The sequence below is a fragment of the Acinetobacter sp. P1332 genome, assembly GCF_044057475.1.
Lineage (GTDB): Bacteria > Pseudomonadota > Gammaproteobacteria > Pseudomonadales > Moraxellaceae > Acinetobacter > Acinetobacter johnsonii.
Window position 1 is genome coordinate 2427665 of the sequence record NZ_CP171157.1, and the last position, 17289, is coordinate 2444953.

At 37.9% G+C, this 17289-nt stretch carries 16 protein-coding genes and 1 pseudogene; 11 read left to right on the forward strand and 6 right to left on the reverse strand.

The genetic code is table 11. From position 1 onward, the window contains the following. The first annotated feature begins 23 nt into the window (after positions 1–23). The 7 genes and pseudogenes from ACFN7Z_RS11905 to ACFN7Z_RS11935 form a co-directional block, all read left to right on the forward strand. Entirely contained in the window at positions 24–3467 is a 3444-nt protein-coding gene (locus tag ACFN7Z_RS11905; RefSeq protein WP_159151877.1) for a DEAD/DEAH box helicase family protein, read from the forward strand. Positions 3468–3476: 9 nt separating this feature from the next. Then, positions 3477–3770, forward strand: a complete 294-nt coding sequence (locus ACFN7Z_RS11910; protein WP_130235042.1) for a YkgJ family cysteine cluster protein — start codon at positions 3477–3479, stop codon at positions 3768–3770. Next, complete coding sequence (locus ACFN7Z_RS11915; protein ID WP_130235041.1) at positions 3760–4584, forward strand: GTPase; 825 nt, start codon at positions 3760–3762, stop codon at positions 4582–4584. Before ACFN7Z_RS11910 ends, ACFN7Z_RS11915 begins: the two co-directional genes overlap by 11 nt. Before the next feature lie 8 nt (positions 4585–4592). Then, complete coding sequence (locus tag ACFN7Z_RS11920) at positions 4593–5033, forward strand: hypothetical protein (RefSeq protein ID WP_130235040.1); 441 nt, start codon at positions 4593–4595, stop codon at positions 5031–5033. Next, complete coding sequence (locus ACFN7Z_RS11925) at positions 5026–6756, forward strand: dynamin family protein (protein ID WP_130235039.1); 1731 nt, start codon at positions 5026–5028, stop codon at positions 6754–6756. The genes ACFN7Z_RS11920 and ACFN7Z_RS11925 overlap by 8 nt, the downstream gene beginning before the upstream one ends. Further along, on the forward strand, positions 6746–8320 hold the full coding sequence (locus ACFN7Z_RS11930) for a GTPase (protein WP_165382171.1): 1575 nt from the start codon (positions 6746–6748) through the stop codon (positions 8318–8320). Before ACFN7Z_RS11925 ends, ACFN7Z_RS11930 begins: the two co-directional genes overlap by 11 nt. Positions 8321–8541: 221 nt before the next feature. After that, positions 8542–8907 (forward strand): annotated as a pseudogene (locus ACFN7Z_RS11935) (type I restriction-modification enzyme R subunit C-terminal domain-containing protein); the annotation flags it as partial. 74 nt (positions 8908–8981) lie between these two features. Here the strand turns inward: ACFN7Z_RS11935 and ACFN7Z_RS11940 are convergent. The 4 genes from ACFN7Z_RS11940 to pnuC form a co-directional block, all read right to left on the reverse strand. Continuing rightward, positions 8982–9728 (reverse strand): IS5 family transposase, encoded by a 747-nt coding sequence (locus tag ACFN7Z_RS11940; RefSeq protein WP_130234824.1) that lies wholly within the window; start codon positions 9726–9728, stop codon positions 8982–8984. A gap of 233 nt (positions 9729–9961) precedes the next feature. Continuing rightward, the gene (locus tag ACFN7Z_RS11945; protein WP_130235440.1) at positions 9962–10471 is read right to left on the reverse strand and encodes a DUF2505 family protein; all 510 of its coding nucleotides are present in this window, start codon (positions 10469–10471) and stop codon (positions 9962–9964) included. A gap of 134 nt (positions 10472–10605) precedes the next feature. After that, positions 10606–10875: a hypothetical protein gene (locus tag ACFN7Z_RS11950; protein WP_130235441.1), complete on the reverse strand. Its 270-nt coding sequence runs from the start codon at positions 10873–10875 to the stop codon at positions 10606–10608. 8 nt (positions 10876–10883) lie between these two features. Continuing rightward, on the reverse strand, positions 10884–11459 hold the full coding sequence (pnuC, locus tag ACFN7Z_RS11955; RefSeq protein WP_130235442.1) for a nicotinamide riboside transporter PnuC: 576 nt from the start codon (positions 11457–11459) through the stop codon (positions 10884–10886). Between the two features lie 199 nt (positions 11460–11658). Here pnuC and ACFN7Z_RS11960 point away from each other — a divergent pair, with 199 nt between their 5' ends. From ACFN7Z_RS11960 to ACFN7Z_RS11970, 3 genes are read left to right on the forward strand one after another with little or no spacing between them, the layout of a single operon-like run. Next, complete coding sequence (locus tag ACFN7Z_RS11960; protein WP_159151896.1) at positions 11659–12456, forward strand: crotonase/enoyl-CoA hydratase family protein; 798 nt, start codon at positions 11659–11661, stop codon at positions 12454–12456. Positions 12457–12507: 51 nt separating this feature from the next. Further along, positions 12508–13416 carry an alpha/beta fold hydrolase gene (locus tag ACFN7Z_RS11965; protein ID WP_130235447.1) on the forward strand — a complete coding sequence of 303 codons (909 nt, stop codon included), beginning with the start codon at positions 12508–12510 and terminating at the stop codon, positions 13414–13416. A gap of 6 nt (positions 13417–13422) precedes the next feature. After that, positions 13423–14007 (forward strand): TetR/AcrR family transcriptional regulator, encoded by a 585-nt coding sequence (locus ACFN7Z_RS11970; RefSeq protein ID WP_130235444.1) that lies wholly within the window; start codon positions 13423–13425, stop codon positions 14005–14007. 9 nt (positions 14008–14016) lie between these two features. On the opposite strand, the gene ACFN7Z_RS11975 is transcribed toward ACFN7Z_RS11970, so the two are convergent. After that, complete coding sequence (locus ACFN7Z_RS11975) at positions 14017–14493, reverse strand: hypothetical protein (protein ID WP_228259185.1); 477 nt, start codon at positions 14491–14493, stop codon at positions 14017–14019. Between the two features lie 337 nt (positions 14494–14830). Here ACFN7Z_RS11975 and ACFN7Z_RS11980 point away from each other — a divergent pair, with 337 nt between their 5' ends. Beyond that, on the forward strand, positions 14831–15277 hold the full coding sequence (locus tag ACFN7Z_RS11980) for a GNAT family N-acetyltransferase (RefSeq protein WP_130235446.1): 447 nt from the start codon (positions 14831–14833) through the stop codon (positions 15275–15277). A gap of 33 nt (positions 15278–15310) precedes the next feature. Here the strand turns inward: ACFN7Z_RS11980 and ACFN7Z_RS11985 are convergent, their stop codons facing one another. Continuing rightward, positions 15311–17185, reverse strand: a complete 1875-nt coding sequence (locus tag ACFN7Z_RS11985; RefSeq protein ID WP_279662095.1) for a diguanylate cyclase domain-containing protein — start codon at positions 17183–17185, stop codon at positions 15311–15313. Positions 17186–17289: the final 104 nt, after the last annotated feature.

Below are 17289 nucleotides of genomic sequence, written 5' to 3' on the forward strand. Positions count from 1 at the left end.
TTAAAATATGAGGGAATATATACATGAGCAACTTCTCGTTTTTAGAGCCTGAATTTAAAAGTTTAGCAGCGACAGCCAAAGAAGCTGAAAAGCTTGTGTATATATCCCCACAATTTGCCCTTGCTGCGGCACGTTCATCACTCGAAAACCTTGTACTGTGGCTGTATCAATACGATAAGAAACTCACCCAACCTTATGATCCGTCACTGCATAACCTACTCAACGACCTCAAGTTTAAAGACCTGATTCCACCCTATATTTGGGACAAAATGGACAACATCCGCATGGTCGGCAACAGTGCTGTTCATGGGAAAAAGTTCAAGCAGCTCACAACAGAAGAAACGGTAAAACACATCAGCCATTTATTTCTGATGTATGTCTGGTTTGAACGTAACTATGGTTCACCTTCAAAAGACCGTTCACAATCGATTTTATTTAACCCAAAACTCATACCAAATGCTGACAATACTCAGCAAATCACCGCCAACAAAGAACAACTGCAAAAAGAAACTGAAGCTAAAGAAAAACAGTTTGCAGAACAACATAAAGCTTTACGGGAACGTGAACAAAAACTATTTGAGCTGTCCGCCAGTTTAGAAGAGCGTGAAAAATTACTTGCAAATATAGATGCTGAACTTGCACAAAAACGTGCAGACGTTGAACAAGCCAAAATTGCCAACAGCAAAATCGAAGACCATACCGACTATAAAGAAGACGAAACTCGAAAACTTAAAATTGACCTCATGCTTGAAGAAGCAGGCTGGGAAATCGGTACATCGGTTCGAGAGGAAGTTGCTGTAACAGGTATGCCGAGCCCATCGGGTAAAGGTGCAGTGGATTATGTGCTGTATGATGCCAATGGCTTGCCTTTGGCGGTGGTTGAAGCAAAACGTACATCGACTGACCCTGATATTGGACAGCAACAAGCCAAGCTCTATGCAGACTGTTTAGAGCAACAAACAGGACAACGCCCTGTCATTTTCTATACCAATGGTTACAAAACCCGAATTTGGAATGATGTGCAAGGTGGTCCACCACGCTTAGTTCACGGTTTTTTTACACAAGCAGAACTCAAGCGTCTGATCGAAAGACGTAAGAACAACCCTGATTTGAGTAGCTTCCCGATCAATGCGGAGATTGTCGAGCGTTACTACCAAACTCGTGCCATCAAAGCCATGCTTGCAGCCTATCAACGTAAAGAACGTGCAGGCTTACTGATTATGGCAACAGGCACAGGTAAAACACGTACTGCCATTGCACTGGTCGATGTGCTGATGAAAGCCAATGTGGTACAAAAAGCTTTATTCCTTGCCGATCGTACTTCATTGGTCAATCAGGCACACAACGCTTTTAAAGCCAATTTAAAAGATGCCTCATTCGTCAATTTGCTTGAGGATAAAAACCAAGTGGGTCGAGTCTATTTCTCGACCTATCAAACCATGATCGGCTTAATTGACGAAAAAAATGCCGATGGTACACGCCAATTCGGTACAGGCATGTTTGACCTGATTATTATTGATGAAGCACACCGTAGCGTTTACCAAAAATTTGGCGAGATTTTTAAATACTTCGATAGTTTGCTTGTTGGTTTAACCGCAACGCCACGAGATGAAGTAGACCGTGATACATACGCACTGTTTGGCTTAGAAAGCGGTGTCCCGACTGATTACTATGATTTAGATCAAGTGATTGCCGATGGCTATCTTGTGCCACCGAAAGCCTATTCTGTCCCACTTAAATTCATGCGTGAAGGCGTGAAATATGACGAACTCTCTGAAGAAGAAAAACAACATTGGGATAGTCTAAATTGGGGCGATGAAGATGCACCTGAAGAAGTTTCAGCATCCAAGATTAATAAAGAGCTGTTTAATACAGGCACGATTGATTTAATGCTCAAGCACTTGATGGAAAATGGCATTAAAACCGAAGGCGGTGATCGTCTTGGTAAAACCATTATCTTTGCCGTCAATCAAAAACATGCCCAGTTTATTGCTGATCGCTTCAATGAAAACTATCCGCAATATGATGGCAAGTTTGCCCGTGTCATTACCCATGCCACTAAGTATCCACAAAGCCTGATTGATGACTTCAGCAAGAAAGACTTGCCTGAGCCACAGATTGCGATTTCAGTGGATATGCTCGATACAGGGATTGATGTACCTGAAGTGGTCAACTTAGTATTCTTTAAAGCGGTTCGCTCTAAAGTCAAATTTATGCAGATGATTGGGCGTGGTACACGCCTCTGCAAAGAATTATTTAGCCCTGAAAAAGATAAAAAAGAATTCTTTATTTTCGACTATTGTTCTAACTTTGAATACTTCAATGAAAACCCTGATGGTGCGCCTGTTGCGACCACAGAACCATTAGGACAACGTCTATTTAAAGCACGTTTAAATATCCTGAGTTTACTGAATGCGAAGGACGATGCCACCGAAGAATTAAAAGCTGTACAGCAAGATATGCGTCAAAGTTTACAGACTGAAGTGAAGTCCATGAACAATGAGAATTTCATTGTGAAATCTGAACTTGAGCATGTTGAACATTTCAAAAATGATGATGCTTGGAAAAACTTGGATGACCTTGCCATCGGTACATTACGAGAACACATTTCTAAATTACCAAACCAACTTGAGCCTGAAACTTTAGAAGCCAAACTGTTTGATATGCTTTGCTACAACCTTGAGTTGGCAGTATTGGAAAAGAACAATACAGCGATTCAGAGTTATGCCAATAAAGTGATTGAAATTGCTTCTAAACTGGAAAGCAAAGAAAATATTCCTGTTGTTGCAGAACAGATTGCGCTGATTCAAGACATTCAAACCGTTGAATATTGGAAAGGTATTACCTTGCCAATGCTTGAGGCGATGCGTAAACGTATTCGCGGTTTGGTGAAACTGATTGAAAAATCGACCTCGACCATTGTCTACTCCATGCTAGACGATGAAATTGGACAGATGCAAGAGGTTGATATTCCTGTCGTATCAAGTGGTGTCAATTTTGCACAGTACCGTAAGCGTGTAGAAAGTTTCATCAAAGCGAATGAAAATCATATTACGATTGCAAAGTTAAAACGTGGTTTGACTCTTACACCGACTGATTTAAGTGAGCTAGAGCGTTTTGTTTTTGAAGCTCAAGAAGTTGAAAGCCGAGATAAATTTGAAGAATGTTTTGGGACTGAAAAATCCTTACCTCTCTTCATTCGTTCTCTGGTCGGATTAGAGCGTCAGGCGGTACAAGAAGCTTTTTCTAAGTATTTACAAGGCTCAAGCTATAACGAAAAGCAAATCCGCTTTATTGAAATGATGATTGAGCATTTAACCCAACGTGGTGTGCTAGAAGCTTCTCAACTGTATGAACCACCATTTAATCAGATTCATTTTGAAGGGATTGATGGTGTGTTTAATGATGGAGATGCTGATGAAATCTTTGAAGTAGTGGAAGCGTTTAATCAGAGTGCGGTGGCATAGGTTATAGAGATGACGTTCCCATGTACGCGCTGTGGCTTATGTTGTTTAAATATTAAGAATATAGAAGCACTTAAAGAATTTCATCGGGGGGATGGCCGATGTTTTTATTATCATCCAGAAGATGGGTGTGTGATATATAAACATCGACCATTAATTTGTCGTATAGAAAATATGTACCAAAAATATTTTACAGGAGTTATGTCTAAGAATGAGTTTTATAGAGCAAATGCCAAAGTTTGTAATACGTTGCAAGAACAAATAAATTTACCTTTACACCATAGAGTAAGAATGAATGAAGAATAATGTAAATTATGCGTATTTAAAGAAAGAATTACCTCATTTAGAACAACAAATAAATCGCTTTGAGTATATAAATCAACGTAATCAAGACTTTAATGTTGTAGTTTATGGAAAATATAACCATGGTAAGAGTTCATTATTAAATGCACTGTTTTGTAAAGAAGACCACTTTAAAGCAGAAGATAAGAGAACAACAACTGAAAATGCAACCTATGTAGATTCAAATACGGGGGTTGCATGGATTGACACACCTGGTTTAGCTGCCGATGTTGCTGGTGAAGATGATGACCATGCGAATAGTGCAGTTACTAAAGAAGCTGATTTAATTTTGTTTGTTCATAACGTCAAAGTGGGTGAATTAGATCGAGAGGAAATGGAGTATTTGACTCAGCTACTTCAATTAAAAAAACCATCACAAATCATTCTAGTACTGACACAGCAAGATCAACTAAAATCGGATCAATTTGAACAGGTATTTGATAACATTAGTCAACAAGTAGAGAGTCTAAATTTAATAAAAATTAGTGTATCGCAAACACGCTATTTTAAGGGTATTAAAAACAATAGTTCCAACATGCAACAAAGAAGCAATATCGATGAATTAAAAAAAATGATTCATCAGAAGTTAGCTGATTTTAATCAAATAAAGTCAGAAGAATATAAAGATTTACAGACACAAATTTTAACCAGTTTAGAAAATAAAAGTGTGGAAATTTCTACGAAGAAACTTCACAAAATTGAGGAGTTAAATAATATTCATCTTAACTTCCAAACAGACGTCCAAAAGTTAATACAAAAAATTCAACAACAATTTTAGGGGGAAATATGCCTTTACCATTACTAATTGGGTTAGGGGTTGCAGCGGCAGCAGCAGCGGTTGCTGCTGTTGCAATGAGTGATGACAATTCATCATCTGACAATGATCAGGCACGTTTAAATGCTGAGAATGAGGAAAAGCGAGAAAATGCTAAACTTGTTCAAAAAGAAGCCGAAGCTAAAGCCAAACTTACAGCGAGAAAAAAGTTATTGGATACTGAATTCTTAAAATTAGCTGAGCAGTATTCTCTGCCTACCGATGATCAAACGCGGTTGAAAAGTTTAGTTATTCACAAAACGAGCTTGAATAGATTGAAATCGCACATTGAAAATATTTGGCCAAATTCTGAAATATCAAAAAAATTATCTAGAGAAATTAAAGATCTAGATGTTGAATCAAAACAGCTCAACGCTAATATACAAGCTTTAAAAGAGATAAAAAATGCATAAACAAGTATTCTTCGATCAGTTGGAAAAATTTGAAACTGGCTATATTAAACAAGCAAAACAAGCTGATGAATTGATTCAAAAACAAAAAAAACAATTGCATCACGACATGTTCGAGTTATTAAGTCAGCCGAAAAAATTAAATAGCAGAGGTGCTTTAGCTAAACAATTTGATAGTCTGAATTTTGAGCTTAAGAATTTATTTGAAGAATGGGATAAGCAAATTCTTAATCTGTTAAAGATGCAGGAGTTAGCAAATACCTATCAAAATCGAATTATTTTTCTAGTATTTGGTAAAGTCAATGCCGGAAAAAGTTCCTTCACCAATTTTATTTCTGAATTATTTGAATCAAATCAAGTTAAGCGTTTTACATTGCAGGATGGGAAAATTGTTCAAGTAACAGAAAAATTTAAAGAAGGTTGCACAGAAACGACCTCTACAATACAGGGTGTTGAATTGGGGCAGCATTTTTTATTGTTGGATTCTCCAGGCTTACACTCAGTCACTGAGGAAAATGGTGCACTCACAAAAGAATTTGTAGACTGTACTGACGCTATCTTATGGTTAACACCTTCAAGTTCACCCGGTCAGACACAAGAATTAGACGAATTACGTGAGGAGCTTTCAAAATCTAAACCTCTCCTCCCTATTATTACTGCCAGTGATATTTTGGAAGAAGACGAGGATGATGGTGAGTTGATACAATTCTACATCAACAAATCTGATCATGCTCGTCAGGCTCAAGAAGAAGATGTCCAAGCTCGTTTAAATCAATATGCTCAAGCACGCAATCAATCAATCTTATCAGTATTAAAAAAGCCAATTTCTATATCAGTTTACATGTATAGAGAAAACCAAGATGCTGAGGCTGCGGGATTAAATCGTTTGTTGTTAGAAATGAGCAGCTTGCTCAAAGAGGCTTGTGAATACAAATTAAGAAAGAGTGAGCAGCAGGCACAAAATTTTCTTAAAGAAAAAATGTTATCTATGCTAGAAAAGAATTTCCTAGCCAGATTGAAGGAAGTAGAAGTTTCGATCGATACAACATTAGATACTCTAGACAAGCAAGCCAAAACAATCACCTTAGATATTCAAAGTGAAATGCTAATACTTGTTCCTAAGTTAATAGAAAAACATGCAAAGCAAAAAGATAAAAATAAGTTAGTCGAAGATATTAATCAAAAGTTGAATACTTTACTTAATCAAAAATTATCGGAAACACTAGGTAAATTAGTATCAGAAATTCAAAAAATTTCTGATCAAATTTCTTCTGATCAAATTAAAGATTTTGAAAATAATACTATCGAAATTGAACAAAGTAAGGGAAAAGTTTTAAGTACCGCAACAAGTATATTTGGTGGTCTTGTGGGGGGGGCTGCAACAGGAGCAGCAGTGGGTACATTGGGAGCTGGACCTATTGGTACAGCCGCGGGAGCTATTGTAGGTGGAATTGTCGGTGGTGTTAGTTCTACATTTGCTGGAGAAAAATTGTTTGTTGAAACGGAAACAGTGACAGAGATTGTAGGTGTTTCATCTCTTCATGTTGAAGAAAGTTTACAAACATACTTTGATCAGCAAATTCCTAAATTTGTAGATAAGGCATTTGAACAAGTGAAAAATGAACTTAAAAATTATGATGCTCAAAATAGTGCATTAAAACAAATTGTGAATGCATTTAAACATAAAATTGAAAACAATCAGCTGGAGATCAAAAATGTTGCCTAATTTGATTCACATGTCAAATGCAGTAGATCAGGTTAAACTATTACTAGATTCCTCTAACATAATTAATGAAGAGAAAAAAATAGAGTTATTTGATGTAATTGAAAAATTTAATCAAAAGAAGCTGAATTCTGCGCTCAATGTTATGTTGTTTGGTGCCTATAATGCAGGTAAAAGTACCTTCATTAATACTTTAATGGCAAAAGACGTAGCACAAGTAAATGACATCCCAACAACAGATAAAGTTGATGAATATCATTGGAATGGCATAACTATTTGTGACACTCCTGGAATCAATGCACCAATAGAGCATCAGCAAGTAACAGATGAATACTTAAAACAAATACACGCAATTGTATTTATATTGCGTGAAACGGATGTGGATGCAAAAAATTTATATGACCGCATGTTTGAAATGTTAAAAAGTAATAAAAGTATCTTTGTTATTTTTAATCACCAATTTAAAATGGAAGAGCAAGATAAATGTCAGTTGATTGTTCAAAGGATACAAGAAAATCTAGTTAACTTAAGTTCCTCTTTCAATATTGATACTGATCAATTAGCTAAAATTAATATTTACCCAATTAGATTGCGTGCTGCATGTAAAGGGGCTATAGAAGGAAAAGATGCGCTATTAAGTAAATCTGGATTTAAAGATTTTCAAATTGCATTTCAAAATTGGTTAGACTTTGAAAGTGATTATCCTCAATATTTGCAAGCACTTTATAATTATTTAAATGAGCATCTTTTTCATGTGTTAGAAAATAATCTGTTGGAAATAAATAATATACCTTCAGAATTAGATGTATTGTTGGAAAATAAACGAAACTATGAACAGCAATCAGTTCAATCAACTTTAAAAATAAACAATAAAATTAAATCGTTAGTACAGCATTCAAAGCCTAAAGTAATTGAAATCTTGAACAATGCTCAAAGCCAAGAACAAGCAGAAGACGAAATTAATACTTTGTACTTGAGCTTACAAGAGCAAGTAATGGAAGTTTTAGCAGAAGAAATAGAAGATAACAATGAACAGAATTTACAAAAATGGCAAGCAAATCTAGAGAGCATCCGTAATCGTCCTGAATTAAAAGGAAAAGAGTTATATAAAACTCTGATTGAAAATGGTTTAGAAGTATTGTCAAAAGAACAAAATATTAAACAAATATTGTTAGCTGGAAGAAAAATGAAGATTCCAGGTTTGAAAGGTCGTTGGGAAAAAACTCTAGGTAAATGGGCCGGAAAAGGAGCGATAGCAATTCAAGTTCTTATGGCAGGATATGAGCTTTATAACGCACATTCTGAGCAAGAGAATGCAAATAAAGAGATTAGAGAGTTTGAAGTTGCAAGATATCAAATTATTAATACCGTATTAGAAAGCTTCTATCAGTACTTATCTGAATATGCCGAGGGAATGTTAAAATTAACATATGGTAAGAAAATTAATGAAATTGAAACGAGTTTAAACACCATTCATGAAAATGATCATCAAGTTGATAAATTCGTACAGGAGTTTGAAATAATCAAAAATAATTTTAAGAAATTTAATGAGCTAGAAATGGCCTGATTTTGTAAACTTAATAGCCTTTTATAAATATGTAAAGGGCTAATTTTTTTGGATCTTTTAATAACCTCGGAATTATACTTAAGGTACTGGATGAATCAGAGTGAAAGTTGTCTGAATAGACAGTAATTATTTTATAAGTCAGACTTCCTCTGTCCAAGTTAAACAAGAATCACTGTTCATGTCTGTACAATATTCTGTGTTCACTTAGATAATAATATGCAGAAATTGGCACGGCAACCGAAGTTTCCCTTCCTATTAGTAGTCACAGGAGTCAACATTGCCCAATACCGCAAACGTATAGAAAGCTTTATCAAAGCCAATGAAAACCACATTACCATCGCCAAGCAGTACAACAAGCCGTTTCAAAATATCTGCAAGGTACGACTTACAACGAGAAACAGATTCGTTTTATAGAAATGATGATTGAGCATCTGACTCAGCGTAGTGTGCTAGAAGCCTCTCAATTGTATGAACCACCATTTAACCAGATTCACTATGAAAAGATTGATGGTGTGTTTAATGATGGGGATGCTGACAACATTATTTTCGAGGTGCTGGAAGCATTTAATCAGAGTACGGTGGCTTAGCACTTGTTATTGAGTTTTTATAATTTATATATTTTTTACTAGGGTCTGTTGACATTTACTGTTCATAATTAACCCTATAAAGGTAGCCATAAAAATATACAGGCTAAAGCAACAGAACTTTGATAATTTCTTTTGAGCTTGTCATATCGAGTAGCTATTCCTCTAAATTGCTTTAATCTACAAAACATATTTTCAACTAAATGCCTGATTTTATATAAATACCAGTCCATATGGTCATTGTTCGATTGGCTATTTGTTTTCTTTGGTATATTCGCTTTAGTCCCTGTTTTCCTGATCTGTTCACGCAGTGGTTCTGAATCATAGCCTTTATCTGCACATACCACTTTTGTCTCTTTTAAATCTAATGTTGATATTAAATCAGGTGCAACTTTAACATCATGTGTGGTTCCATCGGTAATCATGAAATCAATAGGATTGCCATGTGCATCAACAATCAAATGTATTTTTGAGGAGTTTCCTCCTACACTTTTAGAAATAGATTGATTCGCTATGCCGGCAGAATGTTGATGAGCACGTACATGAGAGCCATCAATAAAAATCCAATCCATATCGGGGCATGAGGCTAGTAATTTGAATAATCTAAGTAACTTACCGCTGCTTGACCAACGATTAAAACGTTTGAAAATAGAGTTTGAATGACCAAAACAACAAGGAATATCTCGCCACGGACAGCCTGTTCTAATTCTATAGAGAATAGCTTCAATAAAATTGCGTAAATTTGAGTTGTGGTGAATGGATAAATTACGCAGAATAACTTTCAACTTTTGCCAGTGTTGATCTGTCAGCATGGTACGAGGCATAGCGAATAGTAAAATTGGGTTTGGCGATTTGATTTTACTACTTCGCTATTTTTTTAAGCTAAAAGTGTCAACACACCCTCTAGTAAGATTCATTTCAAATTACTCCTCCAGTAATAAAAAAGATCCCATTAAGGGATCTTTTTTATGTGTTTTATATAAATTACTTTACTAGTAATAACAATCGAAGGGTTTCTTTTTATGCAGCCTACTTTGAAAACATAAGATCAAAGCCTTTAGCTTAAAGTTTCTGCATACAGATTTTGGCGCAGTTCATCTTCTACGATATCCAGCTCGATTTGACTAAACTTACGAATTTCACCTTCAGCATGTTTTTCTAACATACCACCAATTAATGGCACTTTCACTTTTACAGTCCACTCCAGTTGAAAGTGAATCTGCTCATCATTACCCGATACACTACGTTGGCACACAGCTTCTAAAGGTAAGTTCGGGTCTAAACGGACTTCCGAACTGAGCACAACTAAATCACTGACGTCGGTACGTTGTAAGCGAAAGGCATCTTTAAGAAATTTCTTCGCAATATCGGGAATATTGACATCCAAATTATACGCGCGCTTAAGGGTATAAATATCACCGACTTTATTCGACTCCAAAATTTCCAACTTCTCACCGGGAATACGACGACAAACATTTTCATGTAAGCTGATATTGGCTGCGAGTCGACGGAAGTCATCCAATGAAACACCGTTGATGGTGGCATTGACTACAAACTGATGTGCCATAACATTAAATCCTTTATTTTTTGTTTTTGTAAACATGCATGCCCTGATCAGGACTGAAAAACTGGATCTCGTCATCCTGTAGAAAAGTCAAATATAGACGATGTTCCAGCACCGACTATACCGCGATCTAGATTTCAATGTGTGCCATTCTGTATGACAATATCATCTGCAATATGAATAAAAACCACACGCTCAAAACAGGCCAAGCGAATATCAAAATGCTCTGCCCCATCATCCAGTCCTGTGACCGCCCAACTTGCACTACTGGGTAAATCCCCCAGCCAAGTGGCCTGATAAAAATCAGCAACCGAAGCAAAGTCCAAATATTGCTGTGGACTTCCTTTTAACCGTTCAATGACCGACTCAAATTGAGCCAATTGTATTTGTTTAAAATCAATCAACACTACCCAGCCTATACACTTTTGAGCTGTTGTTTATGACGTACCTGAGTCCATTGCCACCAGCCAAAAGCCGCCAAGCCAACAAAGCCTGCATATAAAGCCGCGGTTAGGAACAAATCTTTATAGATAAACATACCGACATAAACAATATCGACAAATACCCACAACACCCACGTCGCAATATGTTTACGACTGGTCCAATAGGTCGCCAACAGACTAAACGCTGCAAGCTGCGCATCCAATAGCGGTACAGCAGCATCGGTCAAATACTTTAAGCTCAGGCCAAATACTGCACCAGCCGTAGCGGCAAGTAGCATTTGCAAAATCACTTGCCGAGCTGTAATCGGTTCAATCCGAATATCATGATCTTGTTGTTTACCTTTGAGCCAGTGATAAAAACCATAAAAGTTCACCACCACAAAGAAAAACTGCAAAATGGTTTCGCCATATAGCTTATAGGTATAAAACAAATAGCCATATAACAAGAAAGCAGCGAAGTTAAACCACCAACACCACATATTGCGCTTAATGGTCAACGTCACCCCAATTAAGCTAATGATGACTGCAAATATTTCAAAGCTAGACATGGTTCAACTGGTATTCAAAGAAGTGCTGCTATTATGAAAAAAAACTCAATAAAGGCAAGACAATTCCACTCAATCTAAACGTCGATCTTTTTTCGGGGAATCGGATCAAACTGTCGAGTCACAGAATGAATACGCATAAGTTTTGACAGTTTTCTAACAATCGTTTAAAAACTTATAAAACGATACAGGGATAATCAAAATGTCAGAACAACAAGGTCGTGTCAGTCGCGAAGTTCGCGGTTCATTATTTTTAATTGGTTTAGACCGCGCAGCCAAGCGCAATGCTTTCGATAGCCATATGATTCATGACTTATCACTGGCCCTCACCGAATATAAGGATGATCCTTCACTGCGCTGTGCCGTAATTTTTGCACACGGGGAACACTTTACAGCTGGGCTTGATTTGGTTGAGTTGCAACCCAAGCTCAATGCAGGCGTTTTCGACTTTCCCATGTCACAAATTAACCCTTGGGGCACCAGTTCCAGACCTCGCACCAAACCCGTGGTTGTGGCAGTCCAAGGCTTTTGCTTTACCGCGGGAATTGAATTAATGCTCAATGCCGATGTGGTGATTGCCGATGCCAATACACAATTTGCCCAAATGGAAGTACAGCGAGGCATTTTACCCTTTGGCGGTGCAACGGTTCGTTTTGTACAAGCGGCGGGTTGGAACAAGGCTATGCGCTATTTACTCACAGGTGACAGCTTCAATGCGCAAGTAGCTCTCGATCTCAATTTAATTACCGAGGTTGTAGAAGCATCTACGCCAAACGCTGCATTAGAGCGAGCATTGAACCTTGCAGAATCGATTGCACAAGCAGCACCACTCGCCGTTCAAGCCACGCTGGCTTCTGCGCAACAAGCCGTACAACACGGCGCAGACTATGCCTTTGCACATTTACAAGAGCACCTCAGCCCGCTACTCAAAACCCAAGATGTCCAAGAAGGTGTCATGGCGATGCTACAACGCCGCCCTGCTCAGTTTAAAGGACAGTAAAGCTCAATGTCTGGAAGCCACTTTAGGATTTAACAAAAAGAAGAAACGATGATGCAAGCCACCGCCCATTTAGATTCGACCCAAATTGAGAAACAAACTGTAAAATTTTCAGCAACCGATGGTTATGTACTCGTTGGTACACGTTATCGCTCATCTGAGCCGATCAAAGCCAACATCATTGTTGCCAGTGCAACAGGTGTACCACAGCAATTCTATCGCCGCTTTGCCGAGTATGCAGTAGCTCTAGGTTATCAAGTCCTAACTTTTGATTATCGTGGTGTAGGGCTTTCTGCACCGAAGCAACTCAAAGGTTTCGGCATGTCCTATTTGGACTGGGGGCAGCTAGACTTGTCGGCTGTCATTGACTCTATCCGCAAAGATGACAAACCTATTTTTGTGGTTGGACACTCTTATGGAGGCCAAGCACTCGGTTTAACCCACAACCATGACCAAGTCACTGCGATGTATTGCTTTGGCACAGGTGCGGGTTGGCATGGCTATATGCCATTTCGGGAAAAAATGAAAGTGCACGTCATGTGGAATATTATTTTCCCGCCGATGGTTGCACTAAAGGGCTATCTGCCTTGGAGCCTGCTAAAAATGGGTACCGATTTACCTGTGGTTGTCTACACACAATGGCGAAAATGGTGTAAAAATCCGACCTACTTTTTTGCAGATCCCGAGCAACAACACTTACTAGAACAGTATGCACAGGTCAAAACCCCAATCTATGCTGTTTCAGCACTGGATGATGACTGGGCTTTACCCGACTCAAGGCATGCATTTATGCAGCATTATCGAGATGCGAACATGCATTACCTCAATATTGAAGCCAATGACTATGGTTTAAAAGAAATTGGGCACATGGGATATTTCCGCCAAGGAGCCGAAGCCATCTGGGAAGATATGCTGAACACTTTTGATGGCTATTTATCATCACCAACCACTACGGAACGTTAAAGCTCTATGCGCCCACAAAAACTGAGTAAAGAACAAATCCAGTTGCATTGCATGCAAACCTTTAAAACCCATGGTTATGCAGGCACCAGTATGGATTTACTAGCAAAGTCTTGTGGGCTCAGTAAAGCAGCATTTTATTATTATTATCCCAATAAAGAAGCTTTGGTTTTAGATATTTTGCAAATCAGCCAGCAATACTTAAACCATAAATTGTTCAGCATTTTGAATGATACGCACTTAGAGTATTGCGTTCGCTTTGAACACTTGCACCAGCAATCTGTCAGCTTTTTTAGTGTTGGTGTTCAAGGCTGCTTAGTCGGGATGCTGTCATTGGAAATCCCGCATTTATCTGAACAAATTCATCTCAAAATTCAGTCTATTTTCCAAGATTGGGAGTTGGCGTTGTTCCACTACTTCCAGCAGGTCATGCCAATTGCTCAAGCTGAGGCACTGGCTAAAATCAGTGTTGCCGATTATGAAGGCGCAATTTTAATGAAACGCTTAAAACAGGATGACTTCTATCTAACTCATGTTGCAGAACGAATTCTTAAACAGTTATCCATGGCTGTGATGGAAGCTGCGGAGGCTTAAGCGAGGAGATCAATCACGAGTACGATGGCTTTTTTTATGCTCGCGTCCACTGCGGTCGATATGCGTATAAAACATGCCATAACGACTTACATAGTATTCAAGCGACTGATCATAGAAGCTCCAAAAAATAGACCATTCATTTAAATCCATTTTGCGGATTTGCGCCTGGGTTTTCGCAGGCATTTTGACCAATAAGGTACTTTGCATCAGCGTTGCATCTTCTTCAGCCGTGAGCAATATCGCTTGATCTAGAAATAGAGTCGCCACGTCATCGAACAGTTCTTGTTCATAAGCATCAACTTCAATAACACGCTCAACCTGAGGTGCTCTATTGGTATGCGTTGCCATTTGCACAGATGCTGCTTTAGATTCAACCGCTTTTTTTTGTCGCTTCAGAAAGCGGTGCTTTTTTTGAATTTTGATTACAATAATAGATGCCGCAACCAAAGCAATGAGTATGCAAATCATCAGTAAAAATGTCGCCATGCTCAGCTCTCGTAACAAATATTCACTTTTAAAATACAGCATTATCGCTCAAATAAACACCAAATTAATTAAAACAGACTACGTATGAACTCAAACGCTCAATTCGATGACTTGTAATTGGGTGTTGACTCTCAGACCAATTCAAGTGATTCAACACATATTCGCACAAACGTGAAAGGCATCACGATATGTGATTTTTCACTCACAAAATCACTATAAAAAATAATTAACTTAATGCGATTGAACAACAAAGTTACATCCCTACTAACAGTAATTCAATTTAATAAATACAGTCGCTAGCATGAAATAGCTGTTTCTATAGCTCTAAGAAGAAAAGATGATACGGGCAGCCCAACTTCAGGACATTCCTGAAATTTTAAATGTCGTGCACGACAGTATTCGATCATGTATCAAAGACCACCATCGCCATGAAAGTACGATTCAAATTTGGCTAGAAAATAAAACCCAATCCAACCTGATTATGTGGATGCACTATAACGACAGCTGGGTCTATATACTCAATCAGCACGTAGTGGGTTTTATTATGGTCAGTGATCAAGGCCGTATTTTACTCAATTATATTTCATCCGCTGAACAAAAGCGCGGCATTGGGAAAGCCTTATTAGAAACCGTTATTGAACATCTTAAACGTAAAAAAATTCGTCAAATGAGTTTAGAAAGCACCCAAACGGCATGCTCTTTTTATCAAAAACATGGCTTTCAAATCCACGTCCAAGACATCCCAAATCCCAAAATGGTGGCTATGGTTAAACTCTTATCCTAAAGGTGATTGACCGAAGCATGACTCACCTAAAAATCACTCATTTTCATATGATTCATTGGGCATTTTCATCTGATCACGCCCCGCTTCTTTGGCTTGATACAGTTTTAAATCGGCCGCTTTCATAAGGTCGTGAATATTGGCATAACTCGTTTCACGATCCATCCACGACACTCCCATACTCAAAGTCACATAATCTTTGCCATCTAGGCGGTTATGATGCTCAAAGCGCGCACTACGCACCGCATCTAAAACGGTTTGCATAATCTGGCTAATAATCACAAGTGGGACATTATATAAAACAATGGCAAACTCTTCCCCACCATAGCGTGCTAAGTAAGCATTATGTGGCAGTACCGCACCAATGACTTTGACCAGATTTTGCAGGACTTCGTCGCCCTTTAAGTGCCCATAGTAATCATTATAATTTTTGAAATAATCGACATCCATCATGGCAAAAACCAAAGTTGCATGACTATTTTGTTGTGTTTCAACAAAGCGCTGCTGAATTTCTTGATTCAATGCACGCCGATTATAGGCGCCTGTTAAGGCGTCAATTTGAATTTGATATTCGAGTTTTTCATTTAAGTCATGTAATTGAGAGGTGCGCTGTTGCACTTTTTGCTCTAAAGAATCATTCAATTCAATTAAATTATTATTTAAACGTTCGGTATGGTAAGTCTGATAAGCATAGTTACGTGATTGTCGGAACATCACCAAAAGTGCATACAGACTGGTAGAGATAAAAGATAGATGAATAGAATCAATCACATGTAGCGTTAGTAAAAAGTCATGAATGACCGATATACACAGCAATACCACGGCGTATAAATTGATTTTCGAATATTTTTGTTTGGTCTTTAAAGTAAGGTAAAAACCATAGGCAAAATTAAGCAAAATAACAATACTGAAAAATGCGCTATAAAAAGCCAGCTGCTCAAAAACAACTTGCTCGGATAACAAGGTAATGACGATATTCAAGGTCAAAACTAAAATGGAAACGGTATAAATCCAACGCTGTAAATAGTACTGATTGAGCAAATACATATAGCTCAAAAAAAACATGACCGCTAAATAGATAAATAAATATTCTAAACGTATGCCCCACAACCAGTTGATATCTAGGAAGGTCGTATAAGCATATGGCGCAGTAAAAAGATTATGTAAGGCAAGAAATAAAATAAAAATACCAAAAACAAAAATACTTTTACTATTCCGTTCATCTGAACCACGGAACATCGAGAACATGGTGGTGAACATTCCTACACCAAACACCACGCCACAGATCATGGCGATACTCATCATCAGTTGCTGATAATGTCGATTAATCGTTTTAGCAATGCCAATATGCATGGGGCTTTCAAGGCCGCCGCGTAAATTGTTAAAGTTTGAGGCTTGTATACTTAAAGTAAAATAGGGGCTGTCAGGGACAAAATAAGCAATCCGCGGTGCATTTTCTGTTTGCTGTGCTCCCGCATTATCCGCGACATCCCCTAAACGAACTAAAAAATCGCCATTGAGATAAACCCGATAAGCACAATTTTGATTGGGGATATGAATGGCTAGCCTTCGACCAATAAATTCATCCGGAATTTTGAAATGACCGACAAAAGTCCCATAACCCGTATTACTGCCTGTAAGTTCTTGAAATGAAATTGGCAATTCGGTAGTTTTAGAAGGGAGTTTACGATTAGGCTGAGAAATCAGCTCTTGGTCATAATAAGACCATGTACCTTTTAAATAACTGGTGGTTTGTTCGGTGAATTGAATGTCATTGACATTTTTTTGATGCAAATAATACTGCGTGGGCTCAGCTTCATATTGTGCCCACGTCGAAGGTATCAAACTTAAAACCAGCAAACAGCTTAAAACAAACCCAAACAAAGACCGTTTGCTCAATGAGCTATACAAAAGCGACTCTTCCCTTAAATACGCTCTGCCTAATAATTAATCTACAAATGTTTTTCTTAAAAACCAAGTGTTTTTACAAATGAATCAAATACATCCTTGTAATT